Here is a 15241-nt window from a genome sequence, read left to right as displayed (position 1 = left end):
GTGAGAGATGCGATTAACCTCATCGAGCCTACCGGATTGTCATCAAAATGTCTTGGAAGCGTAACAATAGCGTCACCAAGCTGAACGACACCTTAACCGCAGCGGACCCAGCACCACGAAGGAGTCAGAGATGGTCGAGATCAGAGTCAACGGTCGCCAGCACGCGCTCGACCTGGATCCGGATACGCCCTTGCTGTGGGTGATCCGAGAGCACATCGGACTCACCGGCACCAAGTACGGCTGCGGCATTGCGCAGTGCGGCGTCTGCACGGTCTTTCTGAACGGGGCCGCCGTGCGCTCCTGCTCGACGCCGCTTTCAGCGGCGGCCGGTGGGAGCGTCTTGACGATCGAAGGGCTCGAGAGTCGGGAGGGACGCGCCATCCAAGCCGCCTGGGCCGAGCTGGACGTGATCCAATGCGGTTTTTGCCAGTCGGGTCAGATCATGTCCGCGACGGCCCTGCTGACGCAGAACCCCGCGCCGACAGATGCGGATATCGACGCCGCCATGTCGGGCAACATTTGCCGGTGCGCCACCTATGCGCGCATCCGTTCTGCGATCAAGCAGGCTGCGGCCGCCTTGGCCTGAGGAGAGGGATATGCGAAACCAGATCACGAATCTCAGCCGTCGCGGTTTTCTCCAGCAGGGCCTGGCCGCCGGGGCGGGTCTGACGCTCGGCGCTCACCTGGGGGGCTTTTCGCGGCTGCTCGAGGCTGCCCCGGCCGCTGACGGTGCCACGGCAGCCTTGGAACCCAACGCCTTCGTGCGCATTGGCACGGACGACAGCGTCACCGTCATCGTCAAGCATCTGGAGATGGGGCAGGGGACTTATACCGGGCTGCCGACGCTGGTTGCCGAGGAACTCGACGCGCGCTGGGATCAGGTGCGTGTCGAGGGCGCGCCGGCCGATGCGAGCCGCTACAACAATCTCTTCTGGGGGCCGACCCAGGGCACGGGCGGCAGTACCTCCATGGCGAATTCTTGGCAGCAGATGCGCGAGGCGGGCGCCGTCGCGCGGCAGATGCTGATCGAGGCTGCTGCCAAGCGCTGGCAGGTTGACGCCCAGGAGATTCAGGTGCGCGACGGTCAGCTCAGTCACGCCAGCGGTCAGCGCGCGAGCTTCGGCGAGCTGGCTGAGGCGGCCGCTGAGCTGCCCGTCCCGGAGAGCGTCTTTGTCAAGGACCCGAAGGAGTTCCGTCTCATCGGCGATGCCACACTTCGGCGCAAGGATACGGCGGACAAGATCGACGGCAGTGCCCGCTATACCCAGGATGTCTCGCTGCCTGGGCTCCTGACGGCGGTTGTTGCGCATCCGCCCAGATTCGGAGCCCGCCTCAAGTCCTTCGATCCAGGGCCGGCGATGGCGATCAAGGGCGTCGAGAAGGTCGTCCAGATACCCTCTGGTGTTGCGGTTCTCGCCGGTGACTTTTGGACTGCCAAGCGGGGACGTGATCGGCTGCGTCTCGAGTGGGACGAGAGCGACGCCTTCAAGCTGAGTTCCGACGCGATCTTGGAACACTATAAGACGCTGGTCGAGGCGCCGGGCGCGGTCGCCGCGGTGCAGGGTGATGCCGAGGCGGCCTTGGCGTCAGCCGACAAGGTCGTCGAGGGCGATTTTGCCGTGCCCTTCCTGGCGCATGCCGCGATGGAGCCCCTGAACTGCGTCATCCTGCCCGATGCGGACGGGGTGCGTGTGATCAACGGTGAGCAGTCGCAGACCCGGACCCAAGCCGGCGTTGCCGCCGTGCTCGGCCTCAGGCCCGAGCAGGTGCGTATCGACATGCTCTACGCCGGCAGCTCCTTCGGCCGGCGCGGCAACCCCAAAGCCGACTTCACCTCGGAGGCCGCTGAGATCTTCAAGGCCGCCGGCGGCAAGACAGCGGTCAAGCTCCAGTGGACGCGCGAGGACGACACCCGCGCCGGCTGGTACCGCCCGCTCTTCTTTCACCGGGTGCGTGCCGGGCTCGATGCCGATGGCAGGCCGGTGGCCTGGCATCATCGCATCGTGGGCCAGTCCATTGCCGTAGACGCGGGCATGGAAGCTCGAATGGTCGTCGACGGGGTGGACCGGCTCTCGGTCGAAGGCGCCGCGAATCTCGCCTATGGTGTGCCCAACCTCTATGTCGATCTGCATTCGCCCAAGCTGCCGGTGCCGATCCAGTGGTGGCGCTCCGTGGGTCACACGCACACGGCCTTCGCCGTGGAGTGCATCATCGACGAACTGGCGGCGGCTGCCGGTCGTGATCCTGTCGATTACCGCATGGAACTGCTCGACGGACATCCGCGCCATCAGGGTGTGCTCAAACTGGCGGCCGAGAAGGCGGGCTGGGGGACTCCCTTGCCGGAGGGACGCGCGCGCGGTGTCGCGGTGCACGCGTCGTTCAACTCCTATGTTGCCCAGGTGGCCGAGGTGAGGGTGCGCGGCAAGGCCTTTCGTGTCGACCGGGTCGTGATTGCCGTCGACTGCGGGATGGCCGTCAACCCAGACGTCATCAAGGCGCAGATGGAGGGCGGCATGGGCTACGGGTTGGCCGCCGCCCTGGTCAGCAGTCTGACCCTGAAGGACGGGCGCGTCGAGCAGTCGAACTTCCACGATTATCAGGTCCTGCGCATGGACCAGATGCCGGAGGTCGAGGTCCATATCGTCCCTTCGGCAGAGGCCCCGACGGGCGTTGGTGAGCCGGCGACGCCGGTGATTGCGCCGGCCGTCGCCAACGCCCTGGCCGCAGCGACCGGGCAGCGGTTGCGCACCCTGCCGCTCAAGCTCGCCTGATGCCGATCGCTGAGTCTGGCTCGCCCGCTGACCTCGAACTCTTGGCTCAGGTGCGACGGTGGCTGGCCGCGGACGAACGCGTCGCACTGGTGACAGTGCTTCAGACTTGGGGCTCCTCCCCGCGTCCGCCGGGGGCTTGGCTGGCCATCCGGCGCGACGGTGCCATGGTCGGCTCGGTCTCCGGCGGTTGTGTCGAGCAGGCGCTGGCTGAGCGCTACCGCAGTGGCGAGCTGGGCGGTCCTTTTCCGGCGCGGGTGGATTTCGGGGTGGACTGGCTGGAGGCCAATCGTCTGGGATTGCCGTGCGGCGGGCGGCTGGCCCTCATGGTCGAGGCGCTGTCCGCCGAGGCGCCGATCGCCGCCTTGCTCAAGCGCTTGGAGGCCGGCGAGCTGGTGGCGCGACGGCTGTGTCTGCGAACGGGCGAGGTCAGCCTGCTCTCGGGTGTCGGACGGCCAGACTTCGCGGTCGACGCGCAGGCCGTCACCAAGGTTCTGGGCACGGCGTGGCACCTGCTGCTGATCGGCGACGGTCAGCTCGCGCGCAATCTGGCCCGCATGGCCCGTCTGCTCGACTATCGCGTCACCATTTGCGATCCCCGTGATCTCTTTGCCGACCCAGCGCCGCTGGCGGATGTCGCCTACTGCCGTTTGATGCCGGACGATGCCGTCCGCCACCTCGGCGCGAGCCCCCGCAGCGCCATTGTCACGCTCTCCCATGATCCCAAGCAGGACGACCTTGCACTCAGCGAGGCGCTGACCTCGCCGGCCTTCTACATCGGCGCGCTCGGCTCCAAGGCGACCGCGGCGGCACGGCGCGAGCGTCTTCTGAGCCTGGGGCTGGAGCCCGAGCACCTTGATCGTCTGGATGCCCCCGCTGGCATCCCGATCGGCAGCAAAGGGCCGGCCGAGATCGCCCTGTCCATCATGGCCGGGATCACGGCGGCGCGAAATGGCCGCGTCGATGGGGTATGAATGGCGTCGATGGGGTATGAGTCGCGTCGTTGGGGTCTTGCTGGCCGCTGGCGCGGGCCGTCGCTTCGGTAAGGACAAGCTCCTTGCCCGCATGCCGGATGGCGAGCCGGTCGGGCTGAAGGCTGCGCGTGCCCTGATCGGGGCGGGGATCGCGACTGTCGTCGTGACGCGTCCCGGTGACCTGCGCCTGGCTGAGATGATGCGGGGCGCTGGGGCGAGTGTGGCCGAGAGTCCGGCCCCCGAGCAGGGGATGGGACTCAGCATTGCAACGGGCGTCGCGACTGCGCTGGATGCGGATGCTTGGGTGATCGCCTTGGCCGACATGCCCTGGATCCGGCCGATCACCATTCGGCGCGTCGTTGACGCACTCGCGGCCGGGGCGCAAATCTGTGCTCCCAGCTTCAACGGCAGGCGCGGTCATCCGGTCGGCTTCGCGCGGGGTTATCGCGATCGGTTGCTTGCCCTGAACGGGGATGCTGGGGCGCATCGCCTCATTGCGGCAGCGTCGGACCCTGTCGTGCTCTTGCCAACGGATGACAGCGGCATCCTCTTGGACGTCGATGAACCCGAGGACATCTACGTGGAACTGGACCCTATTTCAGGGCCTCCGCAGCACTGAGATAGGACGCGCAAGCGTCTCGCTTGAAGAGGTCGCACCTGCCGACGTGATGCCTGTCTGGCGATGCGCAACCAACTCCAGTTCAAGGATCGCATCGAGCAGGTCGGCGCTATCCCGCCCTTGCCTGAAATCGTGCGCGAATGCATCTTGGCCGCTGCGCCTGTGCCTTGAGTTCGTGCGCCGTGAGTTATTGAAAAGCCTCAGAAGCTGTCTGGAAACTCCTAGGGAGGCTTCGCCTCAGACCGACGCGTCATGCCATCGGGATCGCTCTCGGGATCGGAATCGCTATCGTCGGTTCGATCCCGATCCCGATCCCGATCCCGACGGCCTTGGATGGTCGGACGCTTCATCGAAATTTGACTCATCTGCGAGCATTTTGCGCCCTCAAGGATCCTAGGAGCCTCTACGATGATTTCCAGACAGCCTCTCAGGCTCGCAGCAGGCTCGCGTTGAGATCGCGTAGGACGAGGCTGCGGAATTTCTTGGCCCTGAGCAGGTCGGCATCCGTCCAGGGCTCGGCGTGTCCTGAGGTCGTTTCGATCCAGCGCTCGAAGGACGAACGCGGCGAGAGCGTATTGCTCTGCGCGTCGAACATCGCGCTCTTGCGCGGATCGCCGGCCCAATGAACGCATTGGGGCTGCTCCGGTCGCCACCAAAGGAAGGCGCTTGCCGCGCTGTCTTCGCTCTGACGGATGCGCACGGCGAGCAATCCGCTTGCGCGGCTGACGAAGGCGGCCGCTGGCTCATAGTGCTTGGACAGGGCGTCTGTCGCGAAGAGCGGCGCTTCGTGCTGCTCGCAAAGCCATTGGTAGACCTCGCGGACGGCGTCGCGCTCAGGTGCCGAGCCAAAGGAGTAGATGCTGTTGCCTTCGATGAGCGTGGCGCCAGCCGCTCCGACGAGCGACAGGAGCGATCGTCCCAGCGTCGGGCCGAGGTGCTCGCCTCTGTCCATGCTCGCCTCCGGGATAAAGGCTTGGCCGGCATGGGCTAGGCGCAGCGCCTCGATCAGATCGGCGACATCTTGGTCGCTCTCGCTGAGTTCCAGCAGGCGCCGGGTGCTCTGGTAGCCGCCGATCGAGAGCGTAAAGACCTGCGTCATCTCGGCGCAGCGCTCCCGAACGGCAAGGTGCAGATTGCTCGGAGTGCTGTTGTAGCAGGCCACGAGCCCCCAAAGCTGCCCAGATAGGATGATGGAAAATGAGAGTGAGGCCGTCACGCCCATGTTCTTTAGATATTGCACATGCACTGGTGAGACGGCGCGCAGGTCCGCGAGGCTGAGGTCGGCGAGGGCGCCTTGGTGACTGAGGATGGGAACCGTGGTGGATTCGACATCCGGGATTTGGCGATGGCGATTGCTCAAGTAGAGCTGGCGCGCAATCTGGGGGATGTCCGAGGCGGGGTAGCGCAGACCAAGGTAGGGCGGTAGCGTATCGGCGAGGCTTTCGCTAATGACTTCGCCACAGCCGTCGGGCCGGAAACGATAGATCATGACACGCTCGAACCCCGTCACCGCCCTCAGCTCATCGGCTAGGTACTGGCACTGAGCGATCCAGTCATGCTCTGTGTAGGGCATGCGGTAGAGCCGGTGCGGTACCAAGCGATAGGCCTCGCGCTCCAGCGTTGGTGGCAGACTGGCCTCGAGTTCGAGCAGCCAGTTGGACGCATTGCAGGACAGGAGTCCGTCCAAGTCGCCTGACGGTCCGGTCAGCAGCTTTGGATAGAGACGCTTCTCCGGGGTGGGCTGCATCCAGGCATCTGGCGTCGCGGCAACATCGGCCAACTCTGTCTTGGGTGGGAAATCGGGCAGGAAGTTGCTGAAGGGATGGCCCAGCAAGGCGTCTGCGGAGTGCCCTGTCCATTCCTCGACATTGGCGCTCACGAAGCAAATGCGCGAATCGCCGCTCTGACCTCCGATGAGGCATCCGAAAGGCTGGATGCTCTGCGCCAGATGCAGCTGCTCGCGCTCGCATTCGGCTAGAAAGCCTTGAAGAGAAAGCTCGCTCATCGTATTTGTCCTCTGTCCATCTTGCGCGCGATAGGCGACCACCCTGGATCATCGAGCGCTCTGCCTCGCCGATCACCCCGAGCGGGGTGACGCGCAAGTGTCCGGTTGCTCGATCACCGATGGGGTAAACTCTAGCGAGGCTTGGCCTCAGACCGACGAGTCATGCCATCGGGATCGCTATCGTCGTCTCGATACCGATACCGACGGCCTTGGATGGTCGGACGCTTCATTGAAATTTGACTGATCTGCAAGCATTTTGCGCCCTCAAGGTTCTCGCGGCTTGTATCGGAGCAGGATTATCGAATGACGGAGACTTTTGCTCAATCTCGATCATCGCGCACGGACTCTGGCAGCCTAGCCTTGCGATTGCGCCGGGAGACCGCAGAGGCGCATGAGGCAGTGGAACGTCTGCCCCTGATGGTAGCGCTGATGTCGGATGCTGTGACGCGCGACGCCTACCGGCGCTACCTTGTGGTCATGGCGGGTATCTATGCGCCCGTGGAGGAGCAGCTCTATGGCGGGCTGAGTGAAGAGCTGGTCGAGCGACTCGGCGTTCGCCCGAAGATGCCGGCTTTGCTGCGCGATCTCAGCGAGCAGGGCGAGACCTGGACGCCGCGACCCGAGGTCGCGCGCTGGCATGAGCCGTTGGAGCCGCTTGCCCCGAGCGATGAGAGTGCCCTGGTGGGGGGGATCTATGTCTTGGAGGGCGCAACTTTGGGTGGCCGCACCATTGCGCGCCATCTCGCGCGCGTTTTGGGCGACGCCTTTGGCGCCGGGTCCTTCCTAGATTTCCACGGCCGCAAGACCTCAAGCGTCTGGAAGCATTTCTCGCAGGAACTGACTGCGCTCGCTGAGGCGGGGCGTTTGGATGCGGACGGCGTGATTCACGGTGCCTTGGCGACCTTTGACCAGGTGCATCGCAATCTCGCCCAATGGGGTGAGTTAGATTGAGGTTGGCGCCATGACCGCGTTTGTGACAGCGCCGAGTCGGTCTGTGGATGTCATCACAGCGCTAGGGTCCGAAATCCATTACAACATCCGAGTCGAACCGGAGACCGCTTGAGCGGGCAGGAAGAGCCGCAGTGATCGGCCACTCATCAGAGCGCCGAACAGGCCGACATCAACCCTGAATAGGCTTTTCGATCGACACATGCATTCCGGAGGTTGGTGAGATCTGGGGCCTCGCCCCGCTACGCCCGGATGCGTTATCAACCGCGCTTCAAGAGCCTTGCTCAGGTCCGCTCGATCATCGAGCTGCCGCCGCTTCGGTTCGCGAGCCAGATTGCAGGAAGAGACAGTGGCCGCAAAGTCAAAGACACTCACAACCGACGATATCCTGGTGCTGCTGTGCGGCTCCGTGAAGAAGGTGCTTACGACTGCGACGCAGACGGACATCAATTATTCACCCATGGTGCAGAAGATTACGCGCACCTGTCTGCGCCCGGATATCGGCTGCTTCGTGATCTTCGACGGCGGTTTTTCGGGGCTGGTGATCATGAATTTCTGTGCGCAGTCGGCCATGGAGATCTATCGGGCCTACATGATGAGCATGGGGATGCCAGAGTCTGAGCTGGCGACCCAGCACACCTCCGATGAGGTCGGCAACATGCTGGGAGAGTTGATGAATCAGATCGTCGGTGACTTCACCGGGAAGGTGGGTCATGAGCTGATGGTCTCGATCAATCAGAACCAGCCCAAGATGCTCGCCATCAACAAGGAGGTGCTCGTCAGCATCGACACGAACCTGGACCGTGCGCAGGCTCGGCGGGTCTCCTTCACGACGGAGCGACGCAGCGTTTTCTACATGGAGCTGGCAATGGACAAGACTGAGTTCATTAAGCTTCACGACTTCGAACTCGAAGAGGTTGACCCGGATCGAATCGTCGAAGAGGTGAGTCAGCGAACTGTGGCGACGACCGCCCGAGACGATCTGGTCGATCAAGACCTGCTCGACGAGCTAGGTATCTGAGCAACTCAACAGCGGGTGCGGTAACCCGAGCGCGGCGCGATTTCCGGCCGAGGTCAGTGTCGCTTCGGCTGCGCTGGCGACGTCGGGCCGTCCGCGCGATATTTGACGCGAGCTGACTTCGGACCGGCTCAGCAAGCTCGGCTCGCTTCCCTTATAGCCCCGTCATTGCCTTGGCGCGTCCGATCAGATCGTCGATCTCTTGCTCGGCCAAGGCCCAGTCCTCGGCTTCGTGTCCGGCCGCGAAGTTGCGCTTCTCGGCGCGGTAGTAGGCCGCTTCCTTGATCATGTCGAGCCGTTTCTGCGGGGTTACTTTGGCGAGCTGACGCAGGCTTCCGGAGCGCTCTGCCGACGGCTGTGCGGCGGGTGCCTGAGGGGCGGGTGCCTGCGGGGCTGCTTTGGTGGTGGCCTTCGGCGTGGCTGCCTTTGCGGCCGTCTTCTTGGTCGTGGTCTTCGCTGCTGTCTTCTTGGCGACCTTTGGAGAGGCGTCTGGCGTTGCCGCGGCTGTCGTGGTCTTGGCCGTCGACTGGCTGACCGCAGCCTTCTTGGGGGGCGTCGTCTTCGAAGCCGTTTTCTTCGCCGCCGTCTTCTTGGTTACGATCTTGTCGTCAGCCATCTTTGTCGTTTGCCTCGTTAGGTTCAAGGTTTTGTTGGAAGTCGTTTCACTCAGGCCCCAAAGAAAAGGCCGGCTCGATCCATTGCTGCACAGCTTGGCGGGACCACTTTAGGATACACCCAAACCGCGAGTTCCCCCGCCCCTTTGTACACAATCCTATGGCCCTTGGCACGCCTATCGACGCCCATTGCTCACCCCGTGCGCAGGTCCGGAGCAGGATCCGCCCGAGCCGACCGCACCGCAGGATCGATGTCTGCCAAGAAGGCCGTCAGCCACATCAGCATCAGGCTATAAACCAATGGGGCCTGATTAACCGAAAAGCCGATCGACCATCAGCAAGAGCGCGCCTTGATGACCTGAATCAGCAGTCCGCCCATGAGGAGTCCCAGTGGGAGGGCCAATAAGAGGATATCCGGAACAGAATATGCTTAAGCCTTGAAATTATATAATTTACAACATCTAAAGGATCAATCGCCGAATCGTCGTGGTGTTAGAGTCCAGCGATATATTCAAGAAATTACAGATGCTTGTGCTTTATACGCAAGTTCTGAACCGGATATCCTCTAAGCCAGCGACGATGTCGAGCATGGATGTCTGCGTCAGGGCGAGAAAGCCGAGATTGGCCGCCTGTTATCCCGGTCGCCCTCATGATGGCACATTCGCGCCGTCGTTCCAGTTGCAGGGCTATGAGCGCGCTCAGGTTGCCGACGAAGGCGACGCCAAGAACTCCAAGAGCACCAAGACATGGGTGCTGGCGAAGCTCTGATCCAAGATGGTGAGCAAGCGCTCGCGGATCTTCTCATTCAGGGTTAGAAGTATGGGGCGATCGTAGGACTCCACAAGTCGGCGGGCCCTTGCGAAGACGCGTCCGAGAGAGGAGGCGGCCTCGTCCTGCCAGAAGTCGACCTAGCGCTTCCGCGCAAGCACGAGCATGTCGCTGTTGGAGCCATGTCTCTACAGCACTCCTAGGCTGACATCGTCCAGTACCCATGGAGGCTGCGTCCCTCGTGATACGCCGTGTGCAGCCGTGTCGCGCGTAATCATGGCGTCGACGTGCTCTCCGGCGACTCTGCTCTGAGTGTCTTGTCGTTTGGCCGCGCTCATTCCAGCCAGCGCACGAGGTAATAGACCTGCTGGCCCTCAGAGGATGCCGAGGGGCCATAGACGACGGCTGGATGCAGCCGCTTTTCCGGATTTGCGCCGGCGCGTGCGGCCGATTCATCACCGACGAGCGCGACGCAGCCCGCAGGGAATCGGGCTCGCGACCGCCTTGGACTCTGGATCAAGGCGAAGCGCTCGCTCAGGGACTTGGAATCTTGGTCGACAATGACGTTCTGCATAATCTCGATATCGCTCGCTAGCGCTGTTCTGTCTTCGGCTGTTCAGGCAGTTCAGGAGTGCGCTCTTTCGTAAGCCCCGTGGGACCGGCAGGTGTCGTCGTTGCGTCTTGCCTTAGAGAACGCCCATCAATTGTTTCCCGATGCGAGCGATCCCGCCCGAAATCCCCCCTTCACCCCCCTTTGCGAAAGGGGGGAATTTGTTGATGGACGCTTTCTTAGCGCGCGTCTCCGGGCCTCAGCTGTCATTGAAGGGGAGTGCGCCCCGGTCCTTTCGCAAGCGCCACAATACCGTGCCAATATTTTGGTCATCAGAGGCTTGGGGTACCCTCCAACGCTGAAGGTGGTGGGCTTCTTGTCGGGGGACAAGCCCGCGTCCGTGGCTCGGCGGACGTGCGATCGTTGATCGATAGGGGTTGATCGAGTCGCGGTGCGCGGTCTTTTCGCGCAATCGGGGGTCGGCAACCTCGATCAAAATCACAGGGTCGTAGTGAATCACTGCCCTGTGCTTTGGTATTCTCCGCATCGATCATCGTTCTGACCGGTCGTTTTCTGTTTGACTTGACTTTGCTCTTGCTCGTCCACCCTCATGGTCGGTTCGATGATCGAGCCCGTATTCTCTTCCTCTCTAGTAGTCACGGGGTCTCGTCATGACGATTGCTCAGCATGCGCTTGTGCTCAACCTCCACCAGCCCCCGGGCAATCTCCAAGATCTCTTGGAGCACCGCGCCTGGGAGGCCAAGGAGATTCTCTTTGCGCTGGACCGGATCCCAAGAAGTCTCTGGGGTCACGAGGACGTCGCGCGTGTCCATCTCTCGCTCTCTGGAACCCTTTTGGAGACGCTGGCCGACCCGAGTTTTCAGCAGCAGGTCTACGGCATCGTCGACTGTGGGGCGCTGCTCTGGCACCTGCAAAATCAAAATCTGTTCGAGATCGTCGGGACCGGCTATTACCATCCTGTCTTGCCGCTGATCCCTGAAGCGGATCGCAAGGAGCATCTGCAACGCTGGCTGGGTATCGCCCATCATCTCCTGTGGCGTCCGCGCTTCCAGGGCTTCTGGCCGCCTGAGATGGGCTTCAGCATGGAACTCATCCCGCTGTTGCGCGCCTGCGGCTATCGCTATGTTTTCGTTGACAGTGAACATGTCGAGCCTGTCACCGAGATGAGTTGGCAGGAACTCCGTTATCGTCCGCATATCGCCCGTCATGGGGGGCAAGAGATCGTCGTTGTCGTGCGCGATCGCGAGCTTTCGGATGCCCAGGAATCCGGAATGGAGCTAGGGTGGTTTCTCAACGAGGTGGCGGAGCGAACCAAGTGGTGCGACTTTCCGCCGCTGGTCACGACCTGCACGGACGGTGAGAACGGCGGCTGGTTCCGCAACGTGACGGAGGGTGCCAACTTCTGGAGTGCCTTCTATCTGCCGCTGCTCGAGCACGCGCGCTCGGCAGAGGCAAGCTTGCGTCCGACCTTCGTGAACGACTATCTGGATCGCTACGGGGCTCATGGCGAGGTGCGGGTGCGTACCGGTGCCTGGAATACCGGTTGGCATCATGGGCGCGATTTTACGCAATGGACGGGCTCTGAGCGCCAGCGCGATGCCCTTGAGGCCTTCGCGGAGCTGAGCAAGCAGGTTCATGATGCACGCTGGCTGGCGGGTGAGCGCGGCGTGACCGAGGGTCCGGAGTCGGGTGCGATCGAAGCCGCGCTTTGGCACCTTTTGAAAGCGGAGACCAGCTGCAACCTCTATTGGGGGGAGGCTTGGGTCCCGCGCGCCGAGGCGGAGCAGCAAGCGAGCCGCGATGCTCTGGCGCGCGCGACCGCCCTGCATGAGTCCACCCAAGGCGTGGCGTCGGAAGAGATCGAAGCTCCTGCGTCTGAGGTGGAGGAGGTATTGGTCGAGCGCCAAACCGATCAAGGCGTGCGTGGCGAGGAGTAGACTTGCAGGTCGCAGTCCGGGTCCAATGGGTCCGGTTCTTTTGTTGTACCCAAACCAGATTTCGAGGATCGCATCGTGAGTTCAATGCCAGAATACGTCGGAGAGGTTCCAAACGTCTGCGGACAAGAGTCCGAGGTGGACAAGGTCGTTGCGCGCGGTCGCGAGCGCAGGCTCTTCGCCGACTCGGGCAGGATCGATTTCGGCAGCATCCGCAGCGCCTGCGCCATTGCGCTGCATCAGCACCAGCCCTTGATCCCGGCCGGTGGCGATGATCTTCGCACCGCTGGCTTGATCAGCAACCTCCAGTACATGATGGAGCATCAGGACATTGGCGATAACTACAATGCGGGTCCCTTCGTCTGGTGTTACAAGCGGATCGGCGAATTCGTGCCCGAGCTGGTTGGGGCGGGTAAGTCGCCGCGCTGTATGCTCGAATACTCCGGCACGCTGCTGCACGGCCTGCGCAAGATGGGCGAAGATCATGTGATCGACGCCCTCAAGACGGTCACTTGCAACCCGGACTACAACTGGGCCATTGAATGGCTCGGAATGCCCTGGGGGCACGCGGTTGCGCCGTCGACACCCATTCAGGACTATCGGCTGCACGTGCAGGCCTTTCAGCACCATTTCGCGGCCATGTTCGGCTGGGAGGCGCTGGAGCGGGTACGCGGCTTCTCGCCCTCGGAAATGGCGCTACCCAACCATCCGGATGTTGCCTACGCCTTCGTCAAGACCCTGGTCGACTGCGGCTATCAATGGGTCTTGGTGCAGGAGCACACGGTCCAGCAGATCAGCAACGGCCGCCACCCGGAGCGTCCGCACATCCCGCACCGGCTGGTCTGCACCAACTCCGAGGGCGAGACGGCCAGTATCATTGCCGTCGTCAAGACGCAGGGGTCGGACACCAAGCTCGTCGCCCAGATGCAGCCCTGGTATGAGGCCCAGAGTCTGGATCGGGTGGAGCTTGCCGGTCGGTCGATTCCGCCCCTCGTGACCCAGATTGCGGATGGCGAGAACGGCGGCGTCATGATGAACGAGTTCCCGCCGAAGTTCATGGAGGCGGTCAATGGCGCCAGCCATTCGCAGACCCCCTTGATGAACGTGAGCGAGTACTTGGAGTATCTGTTTGCCCTTGGGATCCAAGAGAGCGATCTCCCAGAGGTCCAGCCGCTCTTCCAGGATCGGATCTGGGCGCGTATGCAGCCGGGCGACGGTCCCGAGAAGTTGGTCAAGACCATCGAGGCCCTGCGTCAGGAAGACGGCCAATTCCACATGGACGGCGGGAGTTGGACGAGCGACCTATCCTGGGTGAAGGGTTACGACAATGTGCTCGGGCCGATGGAGGAGGCGAGCGCGCTCTTCGCTGAGCGAGTGCTGGGGTCGGGGGTCGGGACGGACGATCCACGCTACCGCAACGCGCTCTTTCACCTCATGGCCTCGCAGACGAGCTGTTACCGTTACTGGGGCCAAGGACTCTGGACGGATTATGGGCGCGAGATCTGCCGGCGCGTGACTGAGATCATTCGGCACGATTTCGCTTGAGAACTGCGGGCGAGGCTGGGATTCGATCGCTTTGCCCCAATTACAGCAAGGGAATGTTTAAGTTCAACCCTATTAAAAATCTCAATTCTTTGGAGACATGCATGAACATGCTGACCGCCCCTGGGAAGAAGGGGCTAGCCGAGCGGATCAAGGCGCTGGTCGCGCTCTATGATCCCCGAATCTGGAAGGAAAAGGGTCTCTGGTGGACGATCGGGCTCTTCGTCGTCACCTACGTCGTGGTCGTCATCGTCCTCGGCATCCTATGGTCCCGCACGCCGAAGACCTTCGATGTCCGTGAGAAGGCGATCGAGCTGGCGGGCGGCGACGAGTCCCAGTTGGTCGTTGGAAGCTACACGACAGCGGCCGCGATCGGCATCGCGGAGACGCTCCTGGATAAGCCGGGCGGCTATCTCAGCAACGATGTCTCGCCTCCGGGCATCTATCTCGACAACATTCCGAATTGGGAGTTCGGCGCTCTGACAGAGCTGCGTGACCTCGCCGATACCTTGCGCAACGACTTCAGTCGGGCCCAGTCGCAGTCGGTCGAGGACAAAGACCTGCAGATTGCCCAGCCTCAGTTCAACTACAACTCGGACTCCTGGATCCTGCCGTCGACAGAGTCGGAGTACCGCAAGGGCTTGAAGGCGCTCGAGCGCTACTTCATCCGCCTCTCGGATCAAACGGCGCGCGATGCTCAGTTCTTTGCGCGGGCGGACAATCTCTCCTCCTATCTCGAGCTGGTCGAGAAACGACTGGGTAATACGGCGCAACGGCTGGCATATGCGGTTGGTGGACGCGATTTGAACACGGATCTTGCGGGGGATCCTAATGCTCGGCAGTCCACGCCAGTGCCGCAAGAGTCCAGCAATAAGACGCCCTGGATGAAGATCGATGATGTCTTCTTCGAGGCGCGCGGCTACACCTGGGCGCTTCTGCATACGCTAAGGGCGATGGAGATCGACTTCGGGCCTGTCCTCAAGGACAAGAATGCCCTGGTCTCGCTGCAGCAGATCATCAGGAAGCTGGAGGATACGCAGGACCCGATCTGGAGCCCGCTGATCCTGAACGGCACGGGCTTCGGTCCAATGGCCAACCACTCGCTCGTGATGGCCTCCTACATCGCCAGGGCCAACGCAGCGGTGATCGACTTGCGTAAGCTCTTGCAACAGGGGTAAGCGCTGCGTCTCGTTAGAGACGGTCGTGAGGGAAACGAGGGGGCAGCGCTGCGGCGCTGCCCCTTTTTTCATGACGCCACAGGATCCATGCGGTCGAGGACGTGGGGCAGGGCCGCGTGCTTAAGGCGCTTGCCGGAACATTGACAGAAATCGCCTAAGCCCAATACCGTTCAATGGGCTTGCCTAATTCGCGGCCAAGCACCAGGCTAGACCGCATTAAATCTCAACCTGATCAAGAGGCTACGGTGATCAACCTGCACCAGGAGACAGCCGCGGTGGCCGCATGGCCAACGGACGAACGC

At 62.4% G+C, this 15241-nt stretch carries 13 protein-coding genes; 10 read left to right on the top strand and 3 right to left on the bottom strand.

Annotation, left to right across the window (positions count from 1 at the left end; all coding sequences use genetic code 11):
• Window positions 1-130: 130 nt before the first annotated feature.
• The 4 genes from G3480_RS11095 to G3480_RS11080 are packed head-to-tail and all read left to right on the top strand — an operon-like array spanning window position 131 to window position 4361.
• The gene (locus G3480_RS11095) at window positions 131-586 is read left to right on the top strand and encodes a (2Fe-2S)-binding protein (protein ID WP_164653960.1); all 456 of its coding nucleotides are present in this window, start codon (window positions 131-133) and stop codon (window positions 584-586) included.
• Window positions 587-596: 10 nt separating this feature from the next.
• Window positions 597-2771, top strand: coding sequence for a xanthine dehydrogenase family protein molybdopterin-binding subunit (locus G3480_RS11090; RefSeq protein WP_164653959.1), 2175 nt, complete (start codon window positions 597-599; stop codon window positions 2769-2771).
• The gene (locus G3480_RS11085) at window positions 2771-3742 is read left to right on the top strand and encodes an XdhC family protein (RefSeq protein WP_164653958.1); all 972 of its coding nucleotides are present in this window, start codon (window positions 2771-2773) and stop codon (window positions 3740-3742) included. The genes G3480_RS11090 and G3480_RS11085 overlap by 1 nt, the downstream gene beginning before the upstream one ends.
• Window positions 3743-3758: 16 nt before the next feature.
• Window positions 3759-4361 (top strand): nucleotidyltransferase family protein, encoded by a 603-nt coding sequence (locus G3480_RS11080; protein ID WP_164653957.1) that lies wholly within the window; start codon window positions 3759-3761, stop codon window positions 4359-4361.
• Window positions 4362-4788: 427 nt separating this feature from the next.
• Here G3480_RS11080 and G3480_RS11075 read toward each other — a convergent pair whose 3' ends face one another.
• A complete protein-coding gene (locus tag G3480_RS11075; RefSeq protein WP_164653956.1) occupies window positions 4789-6366 on the bottom strand; it encodes a GAF domain-containing protein in 1578 nt (525 codons plus the stop codon).
• Window positions 6367-6669: 303 nt separating this feature from the next.
• Here G3480_RS11075 and G3480_RS11070 point away from each other — a divergent pair, with 303 nt between their 5' ends.
• Both G3480_RS11070 and G3480_RS11065 read left to right on the top strand, forming a co-directional pair.
• Window positions 6670-7317 carry a biliverdin-producing heme oxygenase gene (locus G3480_RS11070; protein WP_164653955.1) on the top strand — a complete coding sequence of 216 codons (648 nt, stop codon included), beginning with the start codon at window positions 6670-6672 and terminating at the stop codon, window positions 7315-7317.
• Window positions 7318-7663: 346 nt separating this feature from the next.
• Entirely contained in the window at window positions 7664-8335 is a 672-nt protein-coding gene (locus G3480_RS11065; protein ID WP_164653954.1) for a DUF3334 family protein, read from the top strand.
• A gap of 151 nt (window positions 8336-8486) precedes the next feature.
• On the opposite strand, the gene G3480_RS11060 is transcribed toward G3480_RS11065, so the two are convergent.
• Window positions 8487-8948 (bottom strand): DUF2934 domain-containing protein, encoded by a 462-nt coding sequence (locus tag G3480_RS11060; RefSeq protein ID WP_164653953.1) that lies wholly within the window; start codon window positions 8946-8948, stop codon window positions 8487-8489.
• 523 nt (window positions 8949-9471) lie between these two features.
• Here G3480_RS11060 and G3480_RS11055 point away from each other — a divergent pair.
• Window positions 9472-9714: a hypothetical protein gene (locus G3480_RS11055; RefSeq protein WP_164653952.1), complete on the top strand. Its 243-nt coding sequence runs from the start codon at window positions 9472-9474 to the stop codon at window positions 9712-9714.
• 334 nt (window positions 9715-10048) lie between these two features.
• On the opposite strand, the gene G3480_RS11050 is transcribed toward G3480_RS11055, so the two are convergent.
• Window positions 10049-10288: a hypothetical protein gene (locus G3480_RS11050; RefSeq protein WP_164653951.1), complete on the bottom strand. Its 240-nt coding sequence runs from the start codon at window positions 10286-10288 to the stop codon at window positions 10049-10051.
• A gap of 647 nt (window positions 10289-10935) precedes the next feature.
• Here G3480_RS11050 and G3480_RS11045 point away from each other — a divergent pair.
• The 3 genes from G3480_RS11045 to G3480_RS11035 all read left to right on the top strand — a co-directional run bounded on the left by G3480_RS11045 (window position 10936) and on the right by G3480_RS11035 (window position 14939).
• On the top strand, window positions 10936-12222 hold the full coding sequence (locus G3480_RS11045; protein ID WP_164653950.1) for a polysaccharide deacetylase family protein: 1287 nt from the start codon (window positions 10936-10938) through the stop codon (window positions 12220-12222).
• 75 nt (window positions 12223-12297) lie between these two features.
• Window positions 12298-13764, top strand: coding sequence for a glycosyl hydrolase family 57 (locus G3480_RS11040; protein WP_164653949.1), 1467 nt, complete (start codon window positions 12298-12300; stop codon window positions 13762-13764).
• A gap of 101 nt (window positions 13765-13865) precedes the next feature.
• Complete coding sequence (locus G3480_RS11035) at window positions 13866-14939, top strand: DUF2333 family protein (protein ID WP_164653948.1); 1074 nt, start codon at window positions 13866-13868, stop codon at window positions 14937-14939.
• The last annotated feature ends 302 nt before the right edge of the window (window positions 14940-15241 follow it).

Source organism: Thiorhodococcus mannitoliphagus (genome assembly GCF_010915725.1).
In the GTDB taxonomy this organism is placed as follows: Bacteria; Pseudomonadota; Gammaproteobacteria; order Chromatiales; family Chromatiaceae; genus Thiorhodococcus; species Thiorhodococcus mannitoliphagus.
This window is presented reverse-complemented; position numbering and strand designations above follow the sequence as displayed.

Bases quoted from the DNA above. Each gene is read 5' to 3' on its own strand.
- G3480_RS11035 (WP_164653948.1), top strand. From the start codon at position 13,866: ATGAACATGCTGACCGCCCCTGGGAAGAAGGGGCTAGCCGAGCGGATC.
- G3480_RS11080 (WP_164653957.1), top strand. From the start codon at position 3,759: ATGAGTCGCGTCGTTGGGGTCTTGCTGGCCGCTGGCGCGGGCCGTCGC.
- G3480_RS11050 (WP_164653951.1), bottom strand. From the start codon at position 10,288: ATGCAGAACGTCATTGTCGACCAAGATTCCAAGTCCCTGAGCGAGCGC.
- G3480_RS11055 (WP_164653952.1), top strand. From the start codon at position 9,472: ATGCTTGTGCTTTATACGCAAGTTCTGAACCGGATATCCTCTAAGCCA.
- G3480_RS11085 (WP_164653958.1), top strand. From the start codon at position 2,771: ATGCCGATCGCTGAGTCTGGCTCGCCCGCTGACCTCGAACTCTTGGCT.
- G3480_RS11090 (WP_164653959.1), top strand. From the start codon at position 597: ATGCGAAACCAGATCACGAATCTCAGCCGTCGCGGTTTTCTCCAGCAG.
- G3480_RS11070 (WP_164653955.1), top strand. From the start codon at position 6,670: ATGACGGAGACTTTTGCTCAATCTCGATCATCGCGCACGGACTCTGGC.
- G3480_RS11045 (WP_164653950.1), top strand. From the start codon at position 10,936: ATGACGATTGCTCAGCATGCGCTTGTGCTCAACCTCCACCAGCCCCCG.
- G3480_RS11060 (WP_164653953.1), bottom strand. From the start codon at position 8,948: ATGGCTGACGACAAGATCGTAACCAAGAAGACGGCGGCGAAGAAAACG.
- G3480_RS11095 (WP_164653960.1), top strand. From the start codon at position 131: ATGGTCGAGATCAGAGTCAACGGTCGCCAGCACGCGCTCGACCTGGAT.
- G3480_RS11075 (WP_164653956.1), bottom strand. From the start codon at position 6,366: ATGAGCGAGCTTTCTCTTCAAGGCTTTCTAGCCGAATGCGAGCGCGAG.